General features: G+C 66.1%; 24 protein-coding genes and 1 other RNA gene. 23 read left to right on the plus strand and 2 right to left on the minus strand.

Annotation, left to right across the window (positions count from 1 at the left end; translation table 11 throughout):
• The first annotated feature begins 8 nt into the window (after positions 1 to 8).
• From atpD to tyrS, 14 genes are all read left to right on the plus strand, one after another.
• The gene (gene atpD, locus ACP59X_RS02940) at positions 9 to 1,421 is read left to right on the plus strand and encodes a F0F1 ATP synthase subunit beta (RefSeq protein WP_428564834.1); all 1,413 of its coding nucleotides are present in this window, start codon (positions 9 to 11) and stop codon (positions 1,419 to 1,421) included.
• A 5-nt stretch (positions 1,422 to 1,426) separates the two neighbouring features.
• Positions 1,427 to 1,852: a F0F1 ATP synthase subunit epsilon gene (locus tag ACP59X_RS02945; protein WP_428564837.1), complete on the plus strand. Its 426-nt coding sequence runs from the start codon at positions 1,427 to 1,429 to the stop codon at positions 1,850 to 1,852.
• A 137-nt stretch (positions 1,853 to 1,989) separates the two neighbouring features.
• Positions 1,990 to 2,430 carry a F0F1 ATP synthase subunit epsilon gene (locus tag ACP59X_RS02950; RefSeq protein ID WP_428564840.1) on the plus strand — a complete coding sequence of 147 codons (441 nt, stop codon included), beginning with the start codon at positions 1,990 to 1,992 and terminating at the stop codon, positions 2,428 to 2,430.
• A gap of 45 nt (positions 2,431 to 2,475) precedes the next feature.
• Positions 2,476 to 3,837, plus strand: coding sequence for a bifunctional UDP-N-acetylglucosamine diphosphorylase/glucosamine-1-phosphate N-acetyltransferase GlmU (glmU, locus tag ACP59X_RS02955; RefSeq protein ID WP_428564843.1), 1,362 nt, complete (start codon positions 2,476 to 2,478; stop codon positions 3,835 to 3,837).
• A 43-nt stretch (positions 3,838 to 3,880) separates the two neighbouring features.
• Complete coding sequence (gene zapB / locus ACP59X_RS02960) at positions 3,881 to 4,060, plus strand: cell division protein ZapB (protein WP_428564846.1); 180 nt, start codon at positions 3,881 to 3,883, stop codon at positions 4,058 to 4,060.
• Positions 4,061 to 4,105: 45 nt separating this feature from the next.
• Positions 4,106 to 4,360, plus strand: a complete 255-nt coding sequence (locus ACP59X_RS02965; protein WP_428564849.1) for a cell division protein ZapA — start codon at positions 4,106 to 4,108, stop codon at positions 4,358 to 4,360.
• A gap of 28 nt (positions 4,361 to 4,388) precedes the next feature.
• Positions 4,389 to 4,570, plus strand: a non-coding RNA gene (gene ssrS, locus ACP59X_RS02970) — 6S RNA.
• A gap of 164 nt (positions 4,571 to 4,734) precedes the next feature.
• Positions 4,735 to 6,294, plus strand: a complete 1,560-nt coding sequence (gene rny / locus ACP59X_RS02975; protein WP_428564852.1) for a ribonuclease Y — start codon at positions 4,735 to 4,737, stop codon at positions 6,292 to 6,294.
• A gap of 70 nt (positions 6,295 to 6,364) precedes the next feature.
• Positions 6,365 to 7,096: a DnaJ domain-containing protein gene (locus ACP59X_RS02980; protein ID WP_428564855.1), complete on the plus strand. Its 732-nt coding sequence runs from the start codon at positions 6,365 to 6,367 to the stop codon at positions 7,094 to 7,096.
• A 27-nt stretch (positions 7,097 to 7,123) separates the two neighbouring features.
• Positions 7,124 to 7,930 carry a TIGR00282 family metallophosphoesterase gene (locus ACP59X_RS02985; protein ID WP_428564858.1) on the plus strand — a complete coding sequence of 269 codons (807 nt, stop codon included), beginning with the start codon at positions 7,124 to 7,126 and terminating at the stop codon, positions 7,928 to 7,930.
• On the plus strand, positions 7,927 to 8,403 hold the full coding sequence (locus ACP59X_RS02990; RefSeq protein WP_428564861.1) for a hypothetical protein: 477 nt from the start codon (positions 7,927 to 7,929) through the stop codon (positions 8,401 to 8,403). Before ACP59X_RS02985 ends, ACP59X_RS02990 begins: the two co-directional genes overlap by 4 nt.
• Positions 8,404 to 8,675: 272 nt before the next feature.
• Positions 8,676 to 10,490 (plus strand): 6-bladed beta-propeller, encoded by a 1,815-nt coding sequence (locus ACP59X_RS02995; protein WP_428564864.1) that lies wholly within the window; start codon positions 8,676 to 8,678, stop codon positions 10,488 to 10,490.
• A 56-nt stretch (positions 10,491 to 10,546) separates the two neighbouring features.
• Positions 10,547 to 10,927 carry an SPOR domain-containing protein gene (locus ACP59X_RS03000; RefSeq protein WP_428564867.1) on the plus strand — a complete coding sequence of 127 codons (381 nt, stop codon included), beginning with the start codon at positions 10,547 to 10,549 and terminating at the stop codon, positions 10,925 to 10,927.
• Positions 10,928 to 10,973: 46 nt separating this feature from the next.
• The gene (gene tyrS, locus ACP59X_RS03005; RefSeq protein ID WP_428564870.1) at positions 10,974 to 12,248 is read left to right on the plus strand and encodes a tyrosine--tRNA ligase; all 1,275 of its coding nucleotides are present in this window, start codon (positions 10,974 to 10,976) and stop codon (positions 12,246 to 12,248) included.
• A 684-nt stretch (positions 12,249 to 12,932) separates the two neighbouring features.
• On the opposite strand, the gene ACP59X_RS03010 is transcribed toward tyrS, so the two are convergent.
• Entirely contained in the window at positions 12,933 to 14,189 is a 1,257-nt protein-coding gene (locus ACP59X_RS03010; RefSeq protein ID WP_428564873.1) for a diguanylate cyclase, read from the minus strand.
• A gap of 155 nt (positions 14,190 to 14,344) precedes the next feature.
• Here ACP59X_RS03010 and ACP59X_RS03015 point away from each other — a divergent pair, with 155 nt between their 5' ends.
• The gene (locus tag ACP59X_RS03015; RefSeq protein ID WP_428564876.1) at positions 14,345 to 14,965 is read left to right on the plus strand and encodes a hypothetical protein; all 621 of its coding nucleotides are present in this window, start codon (positions 14,345 to 14,347) and stop codon (positions 14,963 to 14,965) included.
• On the plus strand, positions 14,943 to 17,516 hold the full coding sequence (locus tag ACP59X_RS03020) for a PAS domain-containing sensor histidine kinase (RefSeq protein ID WP_428564879.1): 2,574 nt from the start codon (positions 14,943 to 14,945) through the stop codon (positions 17,514 to 17,516). Before ACP59X_RS03015 ends, ACP59X_RS03020 begins: the two co-directional genes overlap by 23 nt.
• Here the strand turns inward: ACP59X_RS03020 and ACP59X_RS03025 are convergent.
• Positions 17,482 to 18,159, minus strand: coding sequence for a M15 family metallopeptidase (locus tag ACP59X_RS03025; RefSeq protein ID WP_428564882.1), 678 nt, complete (start codon positions 18,157 to 18,159; stop codon positions 17,482 to 17,484). The two genes, ACP59X_RS03020 and ACP59X_RS03025, sit on opposite strands and share 35 nt — an antisense overlap.
• Positions 18,160 to 18,393: 234 nt before the next feature.
• On the opposite strand from ACP59X_RS03025, the gene tpx reads away from it, so the two are divergent.
• From tpx to ACP59X_RS03060, 7 genes are all read left to right on the plus strand, one after another.
• Positions 18,394 to 18,909 (plus strand): thiol peroxidase, encoded by a 516-nt coding sequence (gene tpx / locus ACP59X_RS03030; protein ID WP_428564885.1) that lies wholly within the window; start codon positions 18,394 to 18,396, stop codon positions 18,907 to 18,909.
• A 40-nt stretch (positions 18,910 to 18,949) separates the two neighbouring features.
• On the plus strand, positions 18,950 to 19,591 hold the full coding sequence (locus ACP59X_RS03035) for a YajG family lipoprotein (protein WP_428564888.1): 642 nt from the start codon (positions 18,950 to 18,952) through the stop codon (positions 19,589 to 19,591).
• A gap of 142 nt (positions 19,592 to 19,733) precedes the next feature.
• Positions 19,734 to 20,840, plus strand: coding sequence for a redox-regulated ATPase YchF (gene ychF / locus ACP59X_RS03040; protein ID WP_428564891.1), 1,107 nt, complete (start codon positions 19,734 to 19,736; stop codon positions 20,838 to 20,840).
• 38 nt (positions 20,841 to 20,878) lie between these two features.
• Positions 20,879 to 21,727: a 4-hydroxybenzoate octaprenyltransferase gene (locus ACP59X_RS03045; RefSeq protein ID WP_428564894.1), complete on the plus strand. Its 849-nt coding sequence runs from the start codon at positions 20,879 to 20,881 to the stop codon at positions 21,725 to 21,727.
• Between the two features lie 12 nt (positions 21,728 to 21,739).
• The gene (locus ACP59X_RS03050) at positions 21,740 to 22,132 is read left to right on the plus strand and encodes a rhodanese-like domain-containing protein (RefSeq protein ID WP_428564897.1); all 393 of its coding nucleotides are present in this window, start codon (positions 21,740 to 21,742) and stop codon (positions 22,130 to 22,132) included.
• Between the two features lie 25 nt (positions 22,133 to 22,157).
• On the plus strand, positions 22,158 to 23,675 hold the full coding sequence (locus tag ACP59X_RS03055) for a glycosyltransferase family 4 protein (protein ID WP_428564900.1): 1,518 nt from the start codon (positions 22,158 to 22,160) through the stop codon (positions 23,673 to 23,675).
• Positions 23,672 to 24,793: a glycosyltransferase gene (locus tag ACP59X_RS03060; RefSeq protein ID WP_428564903.1), complete on the plus strand. Its 1,122-nt coding sequence runs from the start codon at positions 23,672 to 23,674 to the stop codon at positions 24,791 to 24,793. The genes ACP59X_RS03055 and ACP59X_RS03060 overlap by 4 nt, the downstream gene beginning before the upstream one ends.
• Positions 24,794 to 24,857: the final 64 nt, after the last annotated feature.

A 24,857-nucleotide genomic window follows, 5' to 3' on the forward strand; every position in this document is an offset into this window, starting at 1 on the left:
CCCATACAATGAGCGCCACAAGCGGTAATGTCGGAAAAATCGTGCAGGTCATCGGCGCCGTTCTCGACGTCGAGTTTCCTGAAGGCAAACTGCCGAATATCTTGAATGCTCTCAGCATCAAGAACACCAACAACCCCTACGCCGAAGACCTCGTGGTCGAAGTCGCCCAGCACCTCGGCGACAACGTCGTGCGCTGCATCGCCATGGACTCCACCGATGGCCTGGTGCGCGGCATGACCGCCGTGGACACCGGCACGGCCATCACCGTCCCGGTCGGCAAGGCCGCCCTGGGCCGCATCCTCAACGTCGTGGGCCGTCCCGTGGACGAAATGGGCCCGGTCGACGCCGCGGCCCACTGGGCGATCCACCGCCCGGCCCCGGCCTTCGTGGACCAGTCCACCAGCATCGAGCTGCTCGAAACCGGCATCAAGGTCATCGACCTGCTGATCCCCTTCCCCAAGGGCGGCAAGCTCGGCCTGTTCGGCGGCGCCGGCGTCGGCAAGACCGTCGTTCTGATGGAGCTGATCAACAACATCGCCAAGCACCACGGCGGCCTGTCGGTCTTCGCCGGCGTCGGCGAGCGGACCCGTGAAGGCAACGACCTTTACAACGAGTTCAAGGAAGCCGACATCCTGGGCAAGGCCACGCTTGTTTACGGCCAGATGAACGAGCCCCCCGGAGCCCGTGCCCGCGTCGCCCTGACCGCCCTGACCTGCGCCGAATACCTGCGCGACGAGGAAGGCCAGGACGTGCTGCTGTTTATTGATAACATCTTCCGTTTCACCCAGGCCGGCTCCGAAGTCTCCGCGCTGCTCGGCCGCATGCCCTCCGCGGTCGGCTACCAGCCGACCCTGGGTACCGACCTTGGTGGCCTCCAGGAGCGCATCACCTCCACGACCAAGGGTTCCATCACCTCGGTCCAGGCCGTTTACGTGCCCGCTGACGACTTGACCGACCCCGCGCCGGCCACGACGTTCTCGCACCTCGACGGCACGCTGGTCCTTTCGCGGCAGATCGCCGAGCTCGGCATCTACCCCGCGGTCGACCCGCTGGATTCCACCTCGCGCATCCTGGACCCGCTGGTCCTGGGCGGCGACCACTACGCCACGGCCCGCGAAGTCCAGCAGATCCTCCAGAAGTACAAGGACCTCCAGGACATCATCGCGATTCTGGGCATGGACGAGCTGTCCGACGAGGACAAGCTCACCGTCGCCCGGGCCCGCAAGATCCAGCGCTTCCTGTCGCAGCCCTTCTTCGTTGCCGCCCAGTTCACCGGCAAGGAAGGCCGCTACGTGAAGCTCGAGGACACCATCAAGGGCTTCAAGGAAATCATCGAAGGCAAGCACGACGAGATTCCCGAAGGCGCCTTCTACATGGTGGGCGACATCAACGAGGCCGTTGAAAACGCCAAGAAAGGATAACCGCAATGGCCCAACTCCTCCTTGAAATCGTCACTCCGGACAAGCTCGTCTTGTCCCAGGACGTGGAGTATGTGGGCGCGCCGGGCCTGCTGGGTGAATTCGGCGTCATGGCCAATCACATTCCGTTCCTGTCCGCCCTTGGCATCGGAAGCCTGATGTACAAGGCCGGCGGCAAGGCGCACTACGTCTTCGTCTCCGGCGGCTTCGCCGAGGTGTCGGGGAACAAGGTGACCGTCCTGGCCGAGGTGGCCGAGCGCCCCGAGGACATCGACGTCGAGCGCGCCCGCCGGGCCCAGGAACGGGCCAAGCAGCGCCTGGAACGCGAAAAGGAACAGGTCGACTTCGCCAGGGCCCAGGCCGCCTTGCAGCGCGCCTTCTACCGCATGAAGGTGCGCGAGACCGCGACCTCCCTCGGCGCGTCGAGCCACTAGCCGTCGGCTGTTCGCAACTGTCTGCTCAAGCGGGCGGATCGAAAGATCCGCCCGCTTTTTTCGTGCCCGGGCCGTCTTTTATCCCGGGCCGATTCCTGGTAGGAGGCAAGGACACCCCTGACGCCAAGGATGCGGCCATGAGCAAGAGCCTGCTGCTGGAAATCGTCACACCCGAACGCCTCGTGCTCGGCCAGGACGTCGAATCCGTCACCGCCTCCGGCGTGGCCGGCGAATTCACCGTCCTGCCCTTGCACGTTCCGTTTCTTTCCTCGTTGCGGATCGGGTCCATAGCCTTTCGGCAGCACGGCGCCGTGCACTATGTGTTCGTCACCGGCGGGTTTGCCGACGTCACCCCGGGCCGGGTGCTCATTTTGGCCGAAGTGGCCGAGCTGGCCCGGGAGATCGATCTCGTGCGGGCGCGCCGCTCCCGGGAACGGGCCGAGGCGCGCTTGGCCGGACAGCGCGAGGACGTGGATTTCACCCGGGCCAAGGCCGCCCTGCAACGGGCCCTGACCCGCATCAAGTTGCACGAATTGTCCGGCAGCGGCCTGGGAAGCGGCCGGCCGGGCCATCCCTAATTCCATTGACCGGCGCCCGGCGCCGACCGACCTGTGGAGACTTTCATGCACGAGCGCATCGGCGCACTGGTATTGGCCGCGGGCAAGGGCACGCGCATGAAAAGCGACGCGCCCAAGGTGCTCAAAACGCTCCTTGGCGAACCCATGCTGCGCTACGGCCTGGACGCCCTGGCCGCACTGTTTGGGGAGCGCGTCTTCACGGTTGTCGGCCACCGGGCCGAAATGGTCGAAGCGGCCTTCCCGGGCATGGCCGGCCGGTTCGTGCTCCAGGCCGAGCAGCGCGGCACCGGCCACGCCCTGGCCGCGGCCCTGCCGCGCCTGGCCGCCGAGGGCCTGGGCTACGTCCTGGTGGTCAACGGCGACGCGCCCCTGGTGACGGCCGAGAGCTTGCGGGCGTTTGTCGATACGGCGCTGGCCGAAGCAGCCGATCTGGCCTTTGTCACCATCGAAGTGCCCGAAGCCGGAGCCTACGGCCGGGTGGTGCGCCGGGACGGGGCGGTGCGCATCGTCGAGGCCAAGGACTACGACGCCTCCCGCGACGGCCCGGTCACGGGCGAGATCAACGCCGGGGTCTACCTGCTGCGCCTGGGCGCCGTGGCGCCGCTGGTGGCCGAGATAGGCAACGACAACAAGAGCGGCGAATACTACATCACCGACCTGGTCGCCCTGGCCGGCGGCGCGGGCCTGTCCGTGCTGGCCGTCAACCGAGGCCCTGACCCGGCCTACCTCGGTATCAACAGCCCCCGGGAACTGGTGGCGGCCGAGGAGCTTTTGCGCCGCCGTCGCGTCGAGGAACTGCTTGAGGCCGGGGTGATCATCCGGGCCGCCGAGAGCGTGCGCATCGGCCCGGCCGTCTCCGTGGCCCCGGGCGTGGAGCTGTGCGGCCCGCTGGAACTGTATGGCCATACCGCCGTGGCCCTCGGCGCGGCCATCGCCTCGCATAACGTCCTTCGCGACGCCACCATCGGCGAAAACGCCGTGGTGCATGCCTTTTGCCACCTGGAGGGTGCCCGGGTGGCCGCCGGGGCGCAGGTCGGCCCGTACGCCCGGCTGCGGCCCGGGGCGGTGCTGGAAGAGGGCGCCCGGGTGGGCAATTTCGTGGAGATGAAAAAGGCGGTCCTGGGCCGGGGGGCCAAGGCCAGCCACCTGACCTACCTCGGCGACGCCTCGGTGGGCGCCGAGGCCAACATCGGGGCCGGCACCATCACCTGCAACTACGACGGCGTGCACAAGCACAAGACGGTCATCGGCGAGAAGGCCTTCATCGGTTCCAACAGCGCCCTGGTCGCGCCGGTGACCATCGGTGCCGGGGCCCTTGTCGGTGCCGGCTCGGTGATTACCTCCGATGTGCCGGACGGCGCCCTGGCCCTGGGTCGTGGCAGGCAGGTGACAAAGTCGCGGAAATGACATGGCGGCTTGCTTTTCGGGCCGTCTCGGCGTAGAAAAAGCCATGGACATTTTTGATACGCTGGAACTGCGCGTGGGCGAGCTCCTGGCCCGTAAAAAGGCCTTGGAAGAGGAAAACGCCGCGCTTCGGGCCGAGGCGTCCCGGCTTGCCGCGGAGAAAAAGGCCGTGACCGAACGCATCGACGCCCTCCTGGAGAAGCTCCAGGGGGAACTCGATGCCTAACCGCCTGACCGGCGGGCCGGTCGGGTGGCGTGTTCCGGTACGCTGATGCCGAGCTACAGCCTGTCCATATTGGGCCTTGATTTGTCGTTTAAGACGGACGCGCAACCGGAACGCGTCGATTCCGCCAAGGCATTGGTGGAGCAACGATACAACTTGCTGCAGGCGGGCGGGAAACCTCTCGGCAAGGAGAAATTACTGGCCTTTGTCGCATTGGGTCTGGCCGACGACGTGCTTATGTCTCACCAGCGGCTTGAAGAGCTTGAATCCCGGGTCGGGAAGCTGCTGACCAAGATAGATTGAAGTCCGCCAAATGCGCGGCATGTGGGAAAGTACCCTGGGGTGTGCGTGATTGTTAATTTATTTTTGAGCCGATACTCAAAAATAGGATGCCGCGACGCGTGGCCGGTGAGCGTGCCCGGCGTTGTCCGGGTGGCCTGAAGGTCAAACAGGGGCGTCCACCTTGGTTGCCAAGGTTCAAAAGAATTGACGACACGGCGCTCCGGGGCTTTTACATAAAGCAGGGTCGACGCTGTCCGCCGGCGGGAAAAGCCCCCGGCCAGCGCCTGCCCATCGCGCCGATCCCGTGCGGCCGCAACGGCCCGTCAGTACGGATTCCATACGGTTCCGTCTCTTTGCCATGGTCTTTCGGTTCCCTCTCCGCTGTGGGAGACACCATGGAATTCGCGACCATCTTCATGGGCTTTCTGGGCGTGGGCCTCGGCGTGCCCGCCGGGTACTACCTCGACAAGTGGATTTCCCAGAAGACCCTCAACGAGGCCAGGACCCTGGCCGACCGCATCCTGGACGAAGCCCGCAAGGAAGCCTCGGCCCACAAGAAGGAAGTCGTGCTGGCCGCCCAGGACGAGCTGTTCCGCCAGAAGCAGGAGCTCGAAAAGGAGTACCGCGACAAGGTCGGCGCCGTGGAGGAGAAGGAGGAGCAGGTCCTGCGCCGTCGGGAACGCCTGGAGGAAAAGCAGGAGCAGATCGTCCAGAAGGAATCCGAGATGCTGGCCGTGGAAAAGCGGCTCACGGCCAAGGAGCGCGAGCTCGACGAAAAGGGCGAGGCCCTGGCGCAACTGGCCCAGGAACACGACAAGCGCCTTCAGGAGATTTCCGGCCTGACCATGGAAGAGGCCAAAAAGCGCCTCATGGACGAGATCGAGTCCAAGACCCGCCACGAGGCCGCCCGCATGATCCGCCAGATCGAGATGGAGGCCAAGGAAACGGCCGACAAGAGCGGCAAGAAGATCCTGGCCCTGGCCATCCAGCGCTATGCCGGCGATTTCGTGGCCGAGCAGACCGTTACCGCCGTGACCCTGCCCTCCGAGGAAATGAAGGGCCGCATCATCGGCCGCGAGGGCCGCAACATCCGCGCCCTGGAAGCGGCCACCGGCGTGGACCTCATCATCGACGACACGCCCGAGACGGTCATCCTCTCGGCCTTTTCCCCGCTCAAGCGCCAGATCGCCAAGATGGCCCTGGAACGGCTCATCACCGACGGCCGCATCCACCCGGCCCGCATCGAGGATATCGTGAAAAAGTGCGAGCAGGAGCTCGACATCAAGATCCGCGAGATCGGCGAGCAGGCCACCTTCGACTGCGGCGTCCACGGCATCCACCCCGAGCTCGTGCGCTTCCTGGGCCAGCTCCAGTACCGCACCAGCTACTCGCAAAACGTGCTCCAGCACTCCCTCGAAGTGGCCACCCTGGCCGGCATCATGGCCGCCGAACTGAACCTGGACGTCAAGCGGGCCAAGCGGGCGGGCCTGCTCCACGACATCGGCAAGGCCGTGGACCACGAGATCGAAGGCCCCCACGCCCTGATCGGCGCCGACCTGGCCAAGAAATTCGGCGAGCCCGCCGACATCCTCCACGCCATCCAGGCCCACCACGAGGACGTGCCGCCCAAGTCCGTGCTGGCCACCCTGGTCCAGGCCGCCGACAGCCTGTCCGGCGCCCGGCCGGGTGCGCGCAAGGAGCTTCTGGAAAGCTATGTCAAGCGGCTGGAGGAGCTGGAAAACCTGGCCCTCGACTTCGACGGCGTGGCCAAGGCCTACGCCATCCAGGCCGGCCGCGAGATCCGGGTCATGGTCGATTCGGAAAACGTGGACGACGACAAGACCTTTTTGCTGTGCAAGGACATCTCCAAACGCATCGAGGACAACCTGACCTACCCCGGCCAGATCCGGGTCACGGTCATCCGCGAGAAGCGCGCCGTGGGGTTCGCCAAATAGCGAACCGTTCGGGCGCGGCCGGCGGCGGGGCAGGCGTAACGGCCTTCCCCGCCCGGGCGACAGGGAAAGCATGGCCACGGATGATCCCTATGCGCTGCTCGGCGTCGCCGATGACGCCGACCCGGAAACGGTTCGCCGGGCCTACCGGGCCCTGGCCTTCGCCTGCCATCCCGACCTCCATCCCGACGATCCCGGGGCCGCCGACCGGTTCGTGGCCCTAAGCGATGCTTTTGCCGTGCTGTCCGACCCGGATCGGCGCGCCGCCTGCGATCGCCTGCGCCGGGCGGCCAGGCTCGTGCCGGGCGGTTTTCGCCCGCCGCGGCCCGTCCCGGCCGGGGAGAACGCCTTTTTCATCGCCCCGCCGCCACCGGCCTACCGACGCGGGGACGACCTGCGCTGGACCCTCGACATCCCCTGGGCCGTGGCCCGCGACGGCGGCAGGTTCGCCTTCGGGGGGGCACCGGTGGTCCTTTGCCCCCACTGCTCCGGCCGGGGCGCCCGACAAGGCAGTTGCTGGATCTGCGGCGGGCGCGGCAGCATTCCCCAGCCGTCGGGGCCCGTGGTCGTCATGCGGACTTGCCCGGCCTGCCGGGGCCGGGGACTGGAGGCGTTCGTCTGCCCGGCCTGCGGCGGCCGGGGGCTGCTGGCCGGCCCACGCCCGGCCGTGGTGAACGTGGCGCCGGGGACGGTCACGGGCGATGTCCTGGTGGCCCCGGGCGCCGGCGGGGTGGGGCTTGGCGGGGCGCCGGACGGTGATCTGTATTTCGTGGCCAGGGTGCTTGACCCCGATGCGACGGTCTGAAATCCTGCGTCGGGGGGCAGGCAGGGCATGCGGATTCTTTTTCTGGGCGACATCGTCGGCCGGCCGGGCCGGGCCATCGTGTTCGAACGCCTGCGCCAGGTCCGCCGCGACCTGCGCTGCGACCTGGTCGTGGCCAATGGCGAAAACGCCTCGGGCGGCATCGGCATCACGGCCAAATCCGCCCGCCAGCTCCTCGACGCCGGCATCGACGTCCTGACCGGCGGTAACCACGTCTTTCGCCACGCCGACATTGGCCCGTTCCTGGCGGGCGAGGCGCGCATGCTGCGCCCGGCCAATTATCCCCCCGGCGCGCCCGGCCTGGGCTGGCGGGTCTACCGACCGGCCGACCGGCCGCCCTTTGCCGTCATCAACCTCCTGGGCAGGGTCTTCATGCACGCCGTGGATTGCCCCTTCCGGGCGGCCGAGGCCATCCTGGCCGAGGTGCCGGCCGATGTGGCCGTGCGCCTGGTGGACTTCCACGCCGAGGCCACGTCCGAGAAAAAGGCCATGGGCTATTTTCTCGACGGCCGGGTCAGCGCCGTGCTCGGGACCCACACCCACGTCCAGACCGCCGACGCCCAACTCTTGCCCCGGGGCACGGCCTATCTCACCGACTGCGGCATGACCGGCCCGGCCGCCTCGGCCCTGGGCATGGACCCCGAGGAAGTCGTCAGCCGCTACCGCACGGCCCTGCCGATCCGCTTCACCATCTCCAAGTCGCCGCCCGAGATGCAGGGCGCGCTGCTCGATGTTGACGCGGCCACGGGCAAGGTCGTAACTATCGCTGCCTGGCGGCATCCGTCCCAGCCGCCGCCAACGGAGGAAACGCCATGATGCCTCGCTGCCTTGCGCTTTTCACGGCCGCCGTCCTTGTCTGCCTGACCATCGGCGGCGCCCTTGCCGCGCCCGAACGCATGGCCATCTACATGACCGTGGCCGGCCCCCTGGAAGTCGTGCGCGACGGCGCCTCCTCCTCGGTCTATCTGGGCGGCCGGGTCATCCACCAGGCCACCGGCGCGGCGCTCACCGCCCAGTCCTACATGAGCGTGGGCGAGGCCGGCGACGGCTACGACGCCCTCCTCATCCGGCACGGCGTGGGCAACGCCGAATGCCCCATCACCTACGACCTGGTGGCCGTGGGCGCGGACAAGGCCTATGCCGTGGTGCCGGACATCAACAAGTGTTCCCGGCTCGTCAACATCAATGTGGACGGCGACAAGCTCATGCTCGTCACGGAAAAGCAAAACGGCCGCACCGAGGTCATCGAATACAACGACAAGCAGCGCCGCGCCGGCGGTAAGCCCTAGCAATTTGTTGTAAAGGGTATTTTGGGCAGATTTTTCGATGGCAACCATATGGATGATTTGATCATACATGGTCGAAAAGGCATATGGCACTTGGCGGCGAGTCTGTAATTGTTCAGGCCGGGGCGCTTGGTGACCGTTGTCGTGGCAAGCTGACAATACATCGGGAGCGCCGTAAGAAAATCGTGGTTTGGCGGGCTGGTGGATAGCCTGCTTGGGCTGTGCGGCGTCGCTGGCGCCCTGCCTCTCGGTGGCGGAAGCAGTGGAGGAGAACGATGGTATCCGGGAAATGCAACACGGGGGTGAAGCCTCTTGTTCTTCTTTCTTTTGTTGTGTTTTTCTTATGTTGCGATGCTTGTGGCGAAACAATTCGTTTCATTCCCTCTGATGGCGAATTTTCCGTTCTGAAGTTCATCTACACACTGGTTGTCGACAAAGCCGGGAATGTCTATGCCGTTGACGCGCAAAGCCATCGCATCGAGAAGTTTACGTCCGAGGGTGACTTTTTATTCGCCATAGGGTCGGAGGGCGGGGGTGAAGGGGAAATCCATTTTCCTCAGTACGCCGCGATAAATAGCGATGGTGATATCGTTGTTGATGATTCCGGTAGCAACAGGCGGATTACCGTATTCGATGCTTCGGGGAATTTCAAAAAAACAATAGGTGGATATTATCAAGGCGATAAGGAATTCCGCTGGATAGCGGGGTTGGCGGTGGATGGCTCGGACAATATCTATGTTGCCCGGCAAGATAGTCTTCAGGTGCAAAAGTTAACCAAGGATGGGGAACTGGTAACGCAATGGGGAACGGAAGGTTCCGGGGATGGCCAATTCGCGTCTTTGTCAGCGTTGGCCGTTGGAAAGGATGGGAATGTGTATGTGGTTGACTCGGGAAATTGCCGTGTCCAGGTTTTTTCTTCCTCGGGTGAATTTATACGGAAATGGGGTGTATGCGGTACGGCTGATGGAGAATTCGTGGTACCGAGAAGTATTGCGATAGATGCTTCCAATATGGTTTATGTTACGGATTCTGAAAACGAACGTGTACAAAAGTTTACTGCCTCAGGGCAATTTGTAAAAAAATGGGGATCACCTGGCAAAGGCGATGGGCAATTTGATTGGGTTCAAGGCATAGCCGTGGACTTTGCCGGGAATGTTTATTGTAGTGAAATCAATAATAGGCGAATTCAGAAATTTTCCTCTGATGGGATCTATGCCTTGCAATGGGTGAAGCCCCTTGATGCGAATGGGCGTTTCAATTTTCCGACGGATATTGCCATTGACGGGGTCAATAATATTTTTGTTGTGGATAGTGGGAATTCTCGCATTCAGAAATTTAATGCCGCTGGACAATTTGTCTCGGTCCTTGGCTCGTATGGTTCTGAAGACGGACAGTTCGTGTACCCTAACGGCATCGCTCTGGATAGCGACAAGAATCTGTATGTCGCGGACAGTGGAAATGATCGTGTCCAGAAATTCGATGCGGAGGGTAATTTTCTCGGTAAATGGGGTACATCGGGTGCAGCCAATGGCCAGTTTCATTGTCCCGTTGGGATTGATATAGATTCGGCGGGCAATGTCTATGTGGTTGATATGTACAATTACCGGGTCCAGGAATTCGATTCCGCAGGACGGTTTGTGGCGTCCTGGGGGAGTCAGGGCAATGGTGAAGGCCAATTTGAGCGCCCTTGGGGCCTCGCTATTGATCGCCATGACAATGTGTATGTGGTGGACCAGGACAATCACCGTATTCAAAAATTCACATCCTCCGGCCAGTTTGTCTCCATATTGGGTGGTTATGGTGCGGGCGATGGGAAGATGTATTATCCACGCAATGTTACGGTGGATTTGAATGACAATATCTATGTCGTTGATACGTACAATTACCGAATCCAGAAGTTTACCGCGGCCGGACAGTTTCAGGAAAAATGGGGTCGCGTGGGAAGTGGTGCCGGACAATTCTCCGCACCGTCAAGCCTTGCTTTTGATAGAAATGGCAATTTTTATATAGCGGATTCATTGAATGATCGAGTGGAAATCATGATATTTCCCTCGCAGAGGCTTACTTCTCTGTACTTGCTTCTCCAATAACGTGTTAAGCCTGTGCAAATAACGGACTTCGCGGTCACGACACAAGGGAGCCAGCCATGCCACGTCTTTTCGCCGCCATACTTGTGGCCTTCGCCCTGTTTGCGGGCGGCTGCGCCGACGAAACCGTCTACGATTGGCAACGCCCCCACGAGACCTATCAGGTGGGCTCGTTTAGCAAGTATCAAAACGCCGAAACCCTCAAGAACGAACTGCAGAAAAACGGCTTCGACAGCCGCATCGAAACCGATATCAAAAACGGGCAGTTCACCCTCAACGTGCTCGTGGACATCTACGACAAGGCGCCGGACACCATGGCGCGGCTGGAGCGCATAGGCGGCGTCAAGCCGTTCCTGCGTGGTCCCAAGACCGACAAGCCCGCCGCCGCGCCGGCACCGGCGTCGTCGAGCCCCCCGCTGATCCCCGGCAAGGACCTGTGAGCCTGCCCCCTTACCGCCAACCGTCTTCCCGTCAAAAGGATCGCCCTTGAACATCTTCGATGAACTCTCCTGGCGCGGCCTCGTCCACCAGGCCTCGGACGAGGCCGGACTGCGCGACCACCTCGATACCCCCGGCCGGGTGCTCTACTGCGGCTTCGACCCCACGGCCGACAGCCTGCATATCGGCAACCTCGTGCCGCTGCTTGCCCTGGCCCGGTTCGCCCGGGCCGGCCATAAGCCGCTGTTTCTCCTCGGCGGCGCCACCGGCCTGATCGGCGACCCCAGCGGCAAGGACAAGGAACGCCAGATGCGCACCGCCGACACCGTGGCCGCCTCGGGCGAAAAGATCAAAGCCCAGGCCATGGCCTTTTTCGAGCGCCAGGGCGTGGCCGATGCGGTCCGGCCGGTCAACAACCTCGACTGGACACGGCCGCTTTCCATCATCGACTTCCTGCGGGATACGGGCAAGCACTTCACCATCAACTACATGATGGCCAAGGATTCGGTGAAATCGCGCATCGGCCGCGAGGACACCGGCATCTCCTACACCGAATTCAGCTACATGATCCTCCAGTCCCTGGACTTCGAGCACCTCAACCGGACGCTCGGCTGCACCTTGCAGATCGGCGGCGGCGACCAGTTCGGCAACATCACCGCCGGGCTGGAACTCATCCGCCGCAAATCCGGCAACACGGCCTACGCCCTGACCTTTCCGCTTATCACCACCGCCTCCGGGGCCAAATTCGGCAAGAGCGAAAAGGGCGCCGTCTACCTCAACCCCGAACTGACCGCGCCCTACGCCTTCTACCAGTACTGGATCAACGCCGACGACCGCGACGTCGTGAACTACCTGCGCTATTTCACCTATCTGCCCAAGGAAGAGATCGAGGCCCTGGCCGCCCAGACCGCTGCCGAGCCGCACCTGCGCGCCGCCCAGAAACGCCTGGCCCGCGAGACCACCATCATGATCCACGGTGAAGCGGAACTGGCCAAGGTCGAGGCCGTGACCGGCGCCCTGTTCGGCGGCGGCGACCTGGCGAGCGTGGACCCGAAAACCCTGAAGGCCGCCCTGGAAGCCGCGCCGGGCCTGAATTTCGCCGGCCTTGGCGACGTGCCGCCCCTGCCCAGGCTCCTGGCCGACATGGGCCTTTGCCCCTCCAATTCCCAGGCCCGCAAGGACATCAAGGCCGGCGCCATCTCCATCAACAACGTGCGCGTGACCGCCGAAGACCGGGTGCTCGAGCCGCAGGACTTCCTCGGCGGCGATCTCATGATCCTGCGCAAGGGCAAAAAGAACTACGGCGTCGTGACCCTGGGCTAGCCCGTCGGGCGCTGCTGCCGGGGCGCTGCCGCCAGGGCGCAGCCGCCGGGGCGCTGCCCCGGACCCCGTAAGGCGGGGCGTTGCCCCTCCTTGACCTCCCCACTGGGGGGGCGTGACGCCCCCCAGGCCCCCCCTGCGGCGTCGGTGGGCGCAAGGAGTTGCGGTCACCGAGAGGTTTGGCGTGCGCGGCGCGAAGATGTGAGGCCGCAATGGGGCCTTTCGATGCCGTCGCTGCGCTCCTGGCTCGAAAGGCCCCATTGCGGCCTCGCCCAGCCGTCGGCCCTTCGGGCCGAGGGGTGTGGAATTTTTTGCTTTGAAAGCTTTGTAAAAGGCTATTGAGCTTGTTGTGCGGCGGGTACAAACGTCGTCCGGGTCACACCGGTTTTTCTTTACTTGCGGCGCTTCGCCGCTGGCGCCCTTGTTGGCGGAATTCGGGGCAACGTGCTGGCCGGCTTTGCGGCCTGCGGGTTGCCCCGAATTCCGCCAACAAATGGCCTGACGCTCCGCCGCCCGTCGTTCCCGACCATCGCCCCATCCGCCCCGCCGGGGAGGTCCAGGAGGGGATCATCCCCTCCTGGCGGGTCCAGGGCAGCGCCCTGGCAGGGTCCGGGACAGCGTCCCGGCCGCCGGAGGCATCTTCCTTTTCCTAATTCCCCGGGCTTCCCGCCACCCGCCACCCGCTGCCTACTCCGCCCAGACGACCCGGTTCCTGCCCGATCGTTTGGCCTTGTACAGGGCGGCGTCGGCGGCGGCGAGCATGGCGTCCACCGTGCCCTTGGCCTTGTCGCAGATGCCGATGCTGATGGTGACGCCCACGGAGAGCTTGCCGCATTTGGCTTTGGAGCGTTCGATGCTGTTGCGCAGGTCGTCGAAGACGGACATGGCCTGGCTGCCGGCCAGGCCGGTGGCCATGACGCAGAACTCCTCGCCGCCAAGGCGTGCGACGATATCGTGGCCGCGGAAGCGGTTGATGAGCCCCTGGGACACGTGTTTGAGCACTTCGTCGCCCACGGCGTGGCCGTGGGTGTCGTTGACCTTCTTGAAGTGGTCGATGTCGAGCATGGCCAGGGTGACGGCTTCCTCCCCGCGGGCCAGGCGGCCGTAGAGGTCCTTGGCCGCCTCGAAGAAGTGGCGGCGGTTGTACAGGCCGGTCAGGGGGTCGCGGATGGAAGTCTCGCGCAGTTTCTGGATGTATTCGAGCATTTCCAGGTTCTGGGTGACGCGGCAGTAGAACTCTTCGCTGGAGAAGGGTTTGTTTAAAAAGTCGTTGGCTCCGTTCTTGATGAACCGGGCCGAGAGGATGGTGTTGCCGTAGGCGGAGATGCCGATGACGGCCAATTCCTCTTTGCGGCTGCGGCGGCGGATGCGCCTGGTGAGTTCCACGCCGTCCATGCCGGGCATGAAGTAGTCGGTGATGACGACCTTGATTTCGGGGTGGCGTTCCAGCACCGACAGGGCGCGCGTGCCGTCGTCGGCCTCGTACACGATGAATTCGTGGGCGGTCAGCAGGCGCACCAGGTGGTTGCGCACGGTCTGGGAGTCGTCGACCACCAGGATGTTGACGAATTTATTGAGCGAAATGCGCCGGACCAGGGAGACCAAATAGTCCAGGCTGTCCGGGGATTCCTTGGACACGTAGTCCACGACCTTCTTGGCCCAGATGCGGTCGCGGACCTCGGTTTCCACATCGCCGGTGAACACGATGGAGGGGATGCCCCGGGAGATGACGTAGTCGACGATGCGGCCGTCGGCGGCGTCGGGCAGGTGCAGGTCGAGCAGGGCGACGAAGTAGGAGTTGTTGTCGGGGTTTTCCTCGACGAGGTAGCGGGCTTCCTCGAAGTTGGACGCCCAGCAGGCGTCAAAGAACAGTTCGTCCTCGATTTTGCGGATGAGGAGTCGTGCAAAGACCTTGCTGTCCTCGACAATGAGTACTTTTTCCATGAGACGTTGACCGGCGCCTGCGATCATGTGTACCGCCAGTATAGCTGCGGCCCGCGTAAAAAGCCAGACGGGGGCCGGGGTATTTTAACCGCGCCGTCTTGCGTTTGCCGACCGGGGGACGGTAAGGTGCGCGAAATGCGAATCGAGGAGGGGATATGCGCGGTTGGATCGTGTTGGTCGTCCTGGCGGTGGCAACAGCGATGGGGGCAACGGCCATGGCGCGTCAGGCCGAGGGGTTTGCGGGGACGGCTTTCGGTACGCGCCTTGCCGCCTTGCCGTCTTTCATGGTGCTCAAAAAGGACGGCGACGTGACCTATGCCGTCAACCTCAACGAGCGTTACCGGCTGGACGGCCATGCACCGATCGTGATTTACGGGTTCGCGGCGGGCAAGCTTTTTGCCGCCTATGTCCGCCTGGACGGCGTCATTGGCCGCGATGCCATGGTCAAGCGGTTGTCGGCGGATTTTGGCAAGCCGTCGCTCACCGTGCAAAGCGGGGTGGAGGTGTTGCGCTGGCGCAAGGGGGAACTCAAAATCAAGCTCAAGCACACCGAGGCCACCGGCTCGCTCAAGCTCGGCTATTATTCCCTGGCCAACGCCGGTCCGGCCGCCCGGCTGCCCGAACCGGACAGCGTGGACATCGACTCCCTCGTCAAAATCTACGAAAAAGACAAGATCACCAAGGGCGTCTCGTTGCCGGCCGCGACCGCGCCCCGGGGATATTCGCCCTATGACGACGGCGTCGCCAATCCGGTTGGCCGTTACCCTGGCAAGTGAGGGCGAGGCGGTCCTTGGCGGGGAGCCCTCGCGGACCTTGGCCGAGGGGCTGGCGTTCGGCGTGGCCGTCCTGGACGGCGGGCGCCGGTTTTTGCGCGGCAACGCCCTGGCCCGGGAACGGCTGGGCGCGGCCGCGGCGCCGGCCTGCCACGGGGTGCTGTACGGCCGGGCCGAGCCGTGTCCCGGGTGTCCGCTGGACGGGCCGGGGGAGGTGGCCGGCACGGAGCTGGTCGCCTGCGCCGGCCTGGGCGGCCCACGGCCGACGGGGATCGTCAGCGTCTTTTCCCCGGCCCAGGCCGGGTTCGACGCTGCCCGGCTGGCCGGCATCCTCGAATACGCCCTGACCGCGGTCTTCGTGGTGGACCGCGCCTTTCGCCTGATCTACCTCAACGAGGCCTTCGAGCGGCTGCACGGCATCCGCCGGGAGAACCTGCTCGGCCAGTCCCTGGCCGTGGCCGCTGGGCCGGTCAATTTCGCCCGGTTCAAGAAAGAGGTCCAGGAGGTCCTGCGCAGCGGCCAGGTCTCGGAGGAGGAGATACGGCTGACCTTCGACGGCCGGGAGCGGTCCTTCATGGCCGCGCGCATTCCCCTGGCCGGGCCGGCCGGCGGGATCGACGCCATCTGCGGCATGCTCACCGAAATCACCGCCCACCGCCAGGCCGAGCGGGAGCTCGACGCGACCAGGCGCCGGTACCAGGCCATTGTCGAGGATCAAAGCGAGCTGGTGGTGCGGCTCGACCCGAAGCTGGGCCGGGTTTTCGTCAACCGGGCCGCGGCCAGGCTGGCCGGGAAGCCGCCGGAAGCGGTGCTCGGCGGGCTGTTTCTGGAGTCCGTGCCCGAGGAGGAGGCCGAGCCCTTGCGGCGCCGCATCCTGGCCCTGACCCCGCGCGCGCCGACCACGGACATCCGCCATCGGGTCAGGCTGCCCGGCGGCAACGAGCATTACCTGACCTGGACCGTGCGGGCCATCTTCGACGAGACCGGCCAGGTGGGCGAATACCAGGCCACCGGCCGCGACATCACGGCCTATTGGCGCATGGAGCGGAAGCTGGTCAAAAGCGAGGCCAAGTACCGAGACATCTTCGAGAATTCCGCCGAGGGTATCTTCCAGTTCGATCCCTCGGGGGCCATGGTCGCCTGCAATCCGGCCCTGGCCCGCATCCTGGGCTACCCCAGCGCCGACGAGGCCCTGCTCGAACAGGGGGACCTGTTTTACCGCATCCAGGCCCGCCAGGACGATCGGCTGGAATTCTTGCGCCTTCTGGCCCAGCATGGGCGGTTGTTCGATTTCGAGATGCAGGTGGTGCGCCGCGACGGCCGCGCGGTCTGGCTGTCGGTCAACGCCCGGGCGGTGCTCGACGAGGAAGGGCGCCTGTCCCGGGTCGAGGGCGCGGCCCGCGACATCACCGACCGCAAACGGGCCGAGGACGAGCGCATGCTGCTCGTGTCCGCCGTGGACCAGAGTGCCGAGGGCCTGGCCATCGTCAGCCGCGATTTCAAGCTCGAATACGCCAACCCGGCCTTCGCCCAGATCGTCGCCGGCGGCCAGAGCCCGTCCGGCGGCCCGGACCTGGGGTCGTACCTCACGCCCTTTCTGGGGGAATCGGTCCGCAAGATGCTGGCCCTGGGGCTGCGTTGGTCGGGCCGGGTGCGCCTGTCCCGGGGCGAGGGCGAAGAGGCCGCGACAGACACGCTGATCTCCCCGGTGCGCGACGCCAGCGGCCAAATCGTCAACCACATCCTGCTCGTGCGCGACATCACCTACGAGACGGGCCTGGAAAAACGCCTGCGCCAGGTGGAAAAGCTCGAGGCTATCGGCGTGCTGGCCGGCGGCGTGGCCCACGACTTCAACAACCTGCTCACGCCGATTTTGCTCAACACCGAGATGATCCTGGCCGACATCCCCTGGCGCGATCCCCTGCGCAAGCCCCTGGCCGACGTGGTCCGGGCCTCGGAGCGGGCCAGGGACCTGGTGCGCCAACTGCTCACCTTCAGCCGGCAGGGCGAGCTGACCGTCGGCCCCCTGCCGCTGTCGCCCCTGGTCAAGGAGACGGTCAAGCTGGCCCAGGGCATGGTGGACGCCCGGGTGGACATCCGCCCGCAGGTGTCCGAACTGGCCCTGACCATCCTGGCCGATCCGGCCCAGATCCACCAGGTGCTCATGAACCTGTGCTTAAACGCCGCCCAGGCCATGCCCGAGGGCGGGGTCATGGAGGTGGGGCTGGCCGCCGTGCCCGAGCCGCCGCGCCCGGGCGCCGCCTGCATCGCCGCCGGGCTGCCCCTGACCAACCTGGCCGAGGGGCCTTACGCCCGGCTGTGGGTGGCCGACACCGGCCACGGCATGCCGCCCGATATCGCCGAGCGCATCTTCGAACCCTTTTTCACCACCAAACGCCCCGGCCAGGGCACGGGCATGGGCCTGGCCGCCGTGCACGGCATCGTCAAGGGCTGCGGCGGGGCGGTGCTGGTGACCAGCGCCGTGGGCAAGGGCAGCCTCTTCGAGGTCTACCTGCCGCTCATTCCCCGCCTGGAGCCCGGGACGATCCGTTGATGGGCGCGTCGAGCAGTTCGTAGCCCTGCCAGCCCGGGCCGTCGAAGTGCCACCATTCCGTGGGCAACGGCTCGAAACCTTGCTTTTGCATGGCCGCTTCCAGGCGCTTGGAATTGGCCAGGGCCGCCTTGTCGCCGCCGGCGTAGTCGCGCCGGGCCTTGGGCGTGAAATCGTCGAACCCCGACGGCATGGGCAATTCCTTGCCGGTCGCGTCCACCAGCGTCGCATCCACGGCCGCGCCCCGGTTGTGCTTGGAGCCGGACACGGGCTTGCCGTTTTCCTCCACGGGCTTGGCCACCCAGTCCTCGTTGGGCACCAGCGCCCAGAACTTTTTCTGGATGGAAAAGGGCCGGTAGCAGTCGTAGACCTTAAGCCCCAGGCCCTGCTTTTCCAGGTCCGCCTGGACCCGGGCCAGGCGCTTGGCCACGTCGGCCCGCAGATAGCATTTGGCGGCCGGGTACACGGTCACCTTGGTGAAATTGTCCGGTGTGGCGTAGCGGATGTCGAGCTTGATCGCCGGCGCCACCGTGGTCACGTCCACCAGGCCGGCGGCTTCCGGTGTGGCCGGGCCGGCGCCAAAGGCGGCCAGGGGCAGGGCGAGGCACAGCAACAAGGCAAGAAAGGCGGTGTTGCAACGGCGCATGGGGAAACTCCTTTTTGGGGAACAATGCCGGGGTGCGTTGCAATGTCAAGCCTCCCCGGCGCCCGGCAGGCCACCGTCCGTGCGGGGCGGCCGTGTCCCTGGCCGGGGCGCGGCCGGGCAGGGAGGAGGCGGCGAACTTTAACCCAGCCCCCGGTTGACGTCCGGGCGCCCACGGGCCATAACCTGCCATGGTCGCCTCCCGGCGGCCGGTCATCAAGAAGGAGGAACGCGCCCATGAGCGAGCGCACCGGTCTCATTACCTTTCTCGGCGGCGGGCTGACGCTTTGCGGCAATCCCGTCGGCGTCGGCGACACGGCCCCGGACTTCACGGTCCTCACCAACGAACTGGCCCCGGCCAAACTCGGCGATTTCACCGAAAAGGGCCTCATCCTCATTGCCGTGCCCTCCCTGGACACCGCCGTGTGCGACCTGGAAGCCCGCAAGTTCAACAAGGAAATGGAAAACCTGGCCGGCCAGGCCAAGGCGCTGGTCGTGAGCATGGACCTGCCCTTTGCCCAGAAACGCTGGGCCGAGGCCGCCGGGGTTACAAACATCGTCACCGTCTCCGACCACCGCGACGCCTCCTTCGGCCAGGCCTACGGCTTGCTGATCAAGGAACTGCGCCTGCTGGCCCGGGCCGTGCTGGTGCTCGGCCCCGACCGCAAGGTCGCCTACCTGGAGCTTGTGCCCGAGGTGACCAACGAGCCCGACTACGCCGCCGCCCTTGCGGCCCTTGGCAAGGTCCTGTAGAGACGCCTTGTCCGTCGTCGCGGCGGACAAGGACCGCAGCATGAAGCACCAATCGACTTCGCGCGGCCGACGCCTCCGGGCGTCGGCCCTTTTTGCGGCGTTCGCCGCTTGTGTCATTGTCGTCGCCCTGGCCGGCTGCGCCGGCCAGCAGGCCACGGTCACTCCGTCCGTGGTCGTGGAAAAGGAAACCCTGGGCCGTAGCGTCGAAGTCTCGGTCAAGGTCGTGGACGCGAGGCCCAGCGCCGAAGTGGGGCTGTGCAACCCGTCTTCGTCGTTCGCCGGCAAGCTGTCCACGGCCTGCGATCCGGCGCCGGCCATGCGCGCGGCCGTGGAAACGGGCCTGCGCGACAAGGGCTTCAAGCCGGCGGCGGCCTCGGAAGCCGTGGTGCGCACGCTTACGGTGGAACTCAAGGAACTGTCCTACAAGCCGAGCCAGGAAGGCGGCCACCTGGCCGCCAAGGCCGTGGCCGTGGTCAATGTCGTGGCCGACAACAACGGCCAGACCCTGACCAAGCGCTACGAGGGCGAAACCGTCTGGAAACTGCCGGCCGAGGGCGTGGAGCCCGAATTCGACAAACTGCTCAGCATGACCGTGTCCAAGGCCTTAAGCCGCCTGGCCTCGGACTACGAGCTGATCCGTTTCCTGGAAAAAACCGTCCTGCGCACGCGGGAACTCAAGTAAGGCCCGCCGCCCAGCCCGGCGTCCGCCAGGGTGCGGCGAAGACGGTTCGCGCACGGTGACCCGGCCGGGGCGGCGGACTGCGCCCCGGCTCCCATGACCAACCCCTCCGGCGGATGCGCCGCCGGAAAAGGACGATCGCCCCATGGCCCTTTCCGTCGGCATCGTGGGTCTGCCCAACGTCGGCAAATCCACCCTTTTCAACGCCCTGACCAAGGCCCAGAACGCCCAGGCCGCCAACTACCCCTTTTGCACCATCGAGCCCAACGTGGCCATCGTGCCCGTGCCCGACGCCCGCCTGGACGCCCTGGCCGCCCTGGTCAACCCGGCCCAGATCGTGCCGGCCACCGTCCGCTTCACCGATATCGCCGGCCTGGTGGCCGGGGCCAGCAAGGGCGACGGCCTGGGCAACAAGTTTCTGGCCCACATCCGCGAAACCGAGGTCATCATCCACGTCGCCCGGGCTTTCGAGGACGACGACGTGGTCCACGTGTCCGGCACGGTGGACCCGGCCCGGGACATCGACGTCATCGAGACCGAACTCATCCTGGCCGACGCGCAAGTCCTGGAATCGCGCCTCGACCGCCTGGTCAAGCAGACCAAGGGCAGCAAGGACAAGGAAGTCCTGGACAAGGCCGCCGCTGGCAAAAAGCTCCTGGACCACCTCATGACCGGCGCCCCGGCCTCCACCGTCGAGGGTATCGACAGCCCGGGCATGCTTGCCCTTTTCGACGAGATCCGGCCCCTTTCGGCCAAGCGCGTCATCTACTGCGCCAACGTGGGCGAGGACGACCCGGCCGGCGCCTCGCCGCTGGTGGAGGCGATCCGGGCCATCGCCGCCGCCCGCGGCGCCGAGGTGGTGGTGGTGTGCGCCCGCATGGAAGAGGAGCTGGCGAGCCTGGCCGACGACGAGCGCCAGGAGTTCCTGGCCTCCTACGGCCTGGCCGAATCCGGCCTGGACCGGGTGGCCCGCCTGGCCTACCACAGCCTCGGGCTCATCAGCTTTTTCACGGCCGGCCCCAAGGAAGTGCGCGCCTGGACCATCACGGCCGGCACCAAGGCCCCGGCCGCCGCCGGCCAGATCCACTCCGACATCGAACGCGGCTTCATCCGGGCCGAGGTCATCGCCTACGACGACTACGTCAAGCACCAAAGCGAGGCCAAGTGCCGCTCCGCCGGCGTCCTGCGCCAGGAGGGCAAGGACTACGTCATGGCCGACGGCGACGTGGTGCATTTCCTGTTCAACGTCTAAGCCGCGCCCGACGCGGCCTTTTTTCCGACGGAGGCGCTATGCTCGCTGCCTTGGCCAGGCTGGTGAAAATCGAACATTCGGTGTTCGCCCTGCCTTTTGCCTACATCGGCCTTTTCGTGGCCGCCCGGGGCTGGCCGGGCTGGCGGGCCTTCGTGCTTTTGACCCTGGCCATGGTGGCCATGCGTTCCTTCGCCATGGCCATCAACCGCCTGGCCGACCTGCGCTATGACCGGGTCAACCCACGCACGCGGCTGCGCGAGCTGGTCACGGGCGAGGTGAGCCCGCGCGCCGCCTGGCTTTTTACCGCCGGCTGCGCCGTGGTTTTCGTGGCCGCCTGCGCCGGGCTCAACAGCCTGTGCCTGGCCCTGGCGCCGGTGGCCCTGGCCTGGGGCGCTTTTTACAGCCTGACCAAACGCTTCACCTGGCTGTGCCATTTCTGCCTGGGCTCGGTGCTGGGGCTGGCGCCGATGGCCGGCTGGCTGGCGGTCAAGCCGGAATTCGCCCTGCCGGCCATCCTTTTCGGCTGCGGCGTGACCTGCTGGACGGCCGGCTTCGACATCCTCTACGCCTGCCAGGACGTGGACTTCGACCGGGAGCACGGCTTGCGGTCCATGCCGGCCCGGTTCGGCGTGGGCTGCGCCCTGCGCCTGGCCGCCTTTTCCCATGTCGACGCGGCGGCGTTCTTTCTGCTGGCCGGCTATGCCGCCGGGCTGTCCTGGGTCTACTTCCTGTGCTGGGCGGTCTGTTCGGGCGTGCTGCTGATCGAGCACAAGCTTATCGGCGAAAACGATTTGTCGCGCGTGAACATGGCCTTTTTCACCCTAAACGGCGTCATCGCCGTGCTGCTTTGCGTCGGCGCGCTGCTGGCGGTGTTTTTGGGCGCGTGATAGGGGAGGGCCATGAAGGCGCTCGTCCTTTTCGTCCTGCTGTTCTTCGTGGCCTGGGACCTGGGCTGGCTGGCCGCCGGGATGCGCCAGACGCCCCCCTGGCGGCTGCGCCGCCTGCGCGAGGGCGTCGCCAAGCCGCAACTCCTCGACGTGCGCACCCCGGCCGAATACGCCCTGTTCCACATCCCCGGCGCAATCAACCGTCCCGAGGCCATGACCGCCGACCCGGCCTCCCTGGGGCTCGACCCCAAGCGAGCGGTGGTCGTCGTGTGCATGACCGGCCACCGCTCGCCCTTCGTGGCCAAGAAACTGGCCGCCAAGGGTTATGAGGCCTCCAACCTGACCTGGGGCATGCTCGGTTGGAAGCTGGCCGGCGGCGAGAGCGTTTCCGGCGACGGCCGCTGACCGGCGCGCGCGGCGAAAGCAAGTCATGACCGCCACCTGCATCCTCTTCGCGGCCGCCCTGGCCCTGTCCCTGGCCCTGACGCCGGTCTCGGGCTGGCTGGGGCGGCGTTTCGGCATCCTGGCCATCCCCCAAGCCCGCACCGTCCACACCACGCCCATGCCCCGAAGCGGCGGCCTGGCCCTGTTCCTGACCTTTTTCGCCTGCCTGGCCCTGGCTTGCCTGGTGCTGCCCCGGTCGGTGACGGCCATCCTCTACGGCCACAGCCTGCGCTTCGTGTACGCCGGGGCCTGCCTCATCTTCGCCGTGGGCTTTGCCGACGACAAATGGACCCTGCCGTCCAAGCTCAAGCTGCTGGCCCAGATCGTGGCCGCCTGCGTGGCCTGTGCCGGCGGGGCGCGCATCGCCTTTTTCTCGCTGCCCGGCGATTTCGTCATCCACTTCGACATCCTGTCCTACGCCGTCACCGTCTTCTGGTTCGTGCTGCTCATTAACGCCATCAACCTCATCGACGGCCTGGACGGGCTGGCCGCCGGGGTGGTCTTTTTCGCCACGGCCGTGCAGGCGGCGCTGGCGGCCATGCGCGGCGAGGCCCACACGGCGGCCCTTTTCGCCGTCATGGCCGGGGCGACGCTCGGGTTTTTGCGCTACAACTTCAACCCGGCCAGCCTGTTTCTGGGCGACGGCGGCAGCTATTTCCTGGGCTACATGCTGGCGGCGCTGTCCGTGTCCGGCTCGGTCAAAAGCCAGATCGGGGCCACGCTGCTCATGCCGGTCATCGCGCTCGGCGTGCCGCTGCTCGACACCATCACCGCGCCGCTTCGTCGGTTCATGCGCGGCCGGGACATGTTCGAGCCCGACAAGCGCCACGTGCACCACAAGCTTTTAAGCCGCGGCTGGTCCCAGCGCCAGGTGGTCCTTTTCCTCTACGGCATCACCATCTTCCTGGCCCTGTCCGCCCTGGTGCTGGTCAACCTGCGCAACGCCCCGGCCGGCCTGTTTCTCCTGACCGTGGGCGCGGCGCTCGTGCTCCTCGTGCGCAAGGCCGGCTATTTCAGCTATTTCGCCGTGGACAAGATCCTCGGCTGGCTGCGCGACGTCTCCGACGACACCGGCATCGCCCGGGAGCGGCGCACCTTCCTCAATCACCAAATCGAGATCTCCCAGGCCGCCGACGTGGACACCCTGTGGCTGCACGTCACCGAGGCCCTGGAACACCTGCGCTTCGACATGGCCGAGATGGTCCTGTCCGGCGCCGGTGCGGCCACCTGCCGGCTGCGGCCGGACCCGCCCGGCGAGGATGTGGCCACGGCCTATCGCTGGCGCCGCGACGGCGGGGCGGCCGTCGACCGGGAACTGCTGTGCTCGCCGGCGGTCATGAAGCTCGAACTGCCGCTGCTGGGCAAGGACGGCCGGGTGCTCGGGGCCTTGTGGCTGGTCAAGGACCTGGCCGAGGACCCGCTCAACGAATTCACCCTGCGCCGGGTGGAGAACCTGCGCCGCACGGTCACCGCCGCCCTGGACGCCCTCGTGCCCGCGTCATGAACGTCCTGCAGGTCGGCAAGTTCTATCCGCCCGATCCCGGCGGCGTGGAAACGGCCACGAGGCAGGCCGTGGAACACCTGCTTTCCCTGGGCGTGTTCGTGGAAGTCCTGTGTTTCGCCGGGGCCGGCCCCTACGACGATGCCGGCGCCCCCTGCCCCGTCCACCGGGCGCCCGTTGCGGCCACCATGGCCTCCCAGCCCCTTTCCATCGCCTATGTGCGGGATTTTTGCCGCCTGGCCCCCCGGTTCGACGTGCTCCACATCCATTGGCCCAATCCACTGGCCGCCCTGGCCGCCTTCCTGGCCCGGCCACGGGCGAAGGTCGTGCTGACCTGGCACAGCGACATCATCGGCAAGGGCGCCCTGTCCGCCGGCCTGTCCCCGCTGGAGGCCTGGCTGTGCCGCCGGGCCGACCTGGTCGTGGCCCCGAGCCCCATCCACCTGGAAGCCTCCAACCGGTCGAAGCTTTTTGCCGGCAAGGGCGCGGTGGTCCCTTTTTGCGTGGACGCGGCCATGGCCCGGCCCCAAGGCGCCGACCCCGCCGCCGTGGCAGCCATCCGGGCGCGCCTTTGCGACCGGCGGCTGGTGTTCGCCCTGGGCCGGCTCGTGCCCTACAAGGGCTTCGACGTCCTCGTCGAGGCGGCGGCGCTGCTGCCCGATGACGCCGTGATCGTCATCGGCGGCGGCGGCCCGCTGCGGGACACCTTGGCCGGGCGTATCGCCACGGCCGGGCTCGGTGGCCGGGTCTTGCTTCCCGGCCGCATCCCCGACGCCGAGTTGCCGCACTGGCTGGCCGCCTGCGACGTCTTCTGCCTGCCGTCGGTTTCCCGGGCCGAGATGTTCGGCATCGTGCAGCTCGAAGCCATGGCCTTCGGCAAGCCGGTCGTGTCCACGGCCATCCCCGGTTCGGGCGTGGCCTGGGTCAACCGCCACGGCGAAACGGGCCTGGTCGTGCCCCCGGGCCAGGCCGGCCCCCTGGCCGAGGCCCTGTCCCTGCTGCTCGGCGATCCCGCCCTTTGCGCGCGCCTGGGGCAGGGCGGCCGCGAGGCCGTGGCCGGGCGGTTTTCGCCGGCCTCGGTGGCCGCCGCCCTGGCCGCCGCTTACGACCGGCTCACTTGATCGGCCGCCTTTCCTGGACAGCTTCCGCCTCCGTGGCTATAGGTTCGAAAAACCGTCAAAGGAG

It is taken from the genome of Solidesulfovibrio sp. DCME (genome assembly GCF_049995385.1).
Taxonomy (GTDB): domain Bacteria; phylum Desulfobacterota; class Desulfovibrionia; order Desulfovibrionales; family Desulfovibrionaceae; genus Solidesulfovibrio.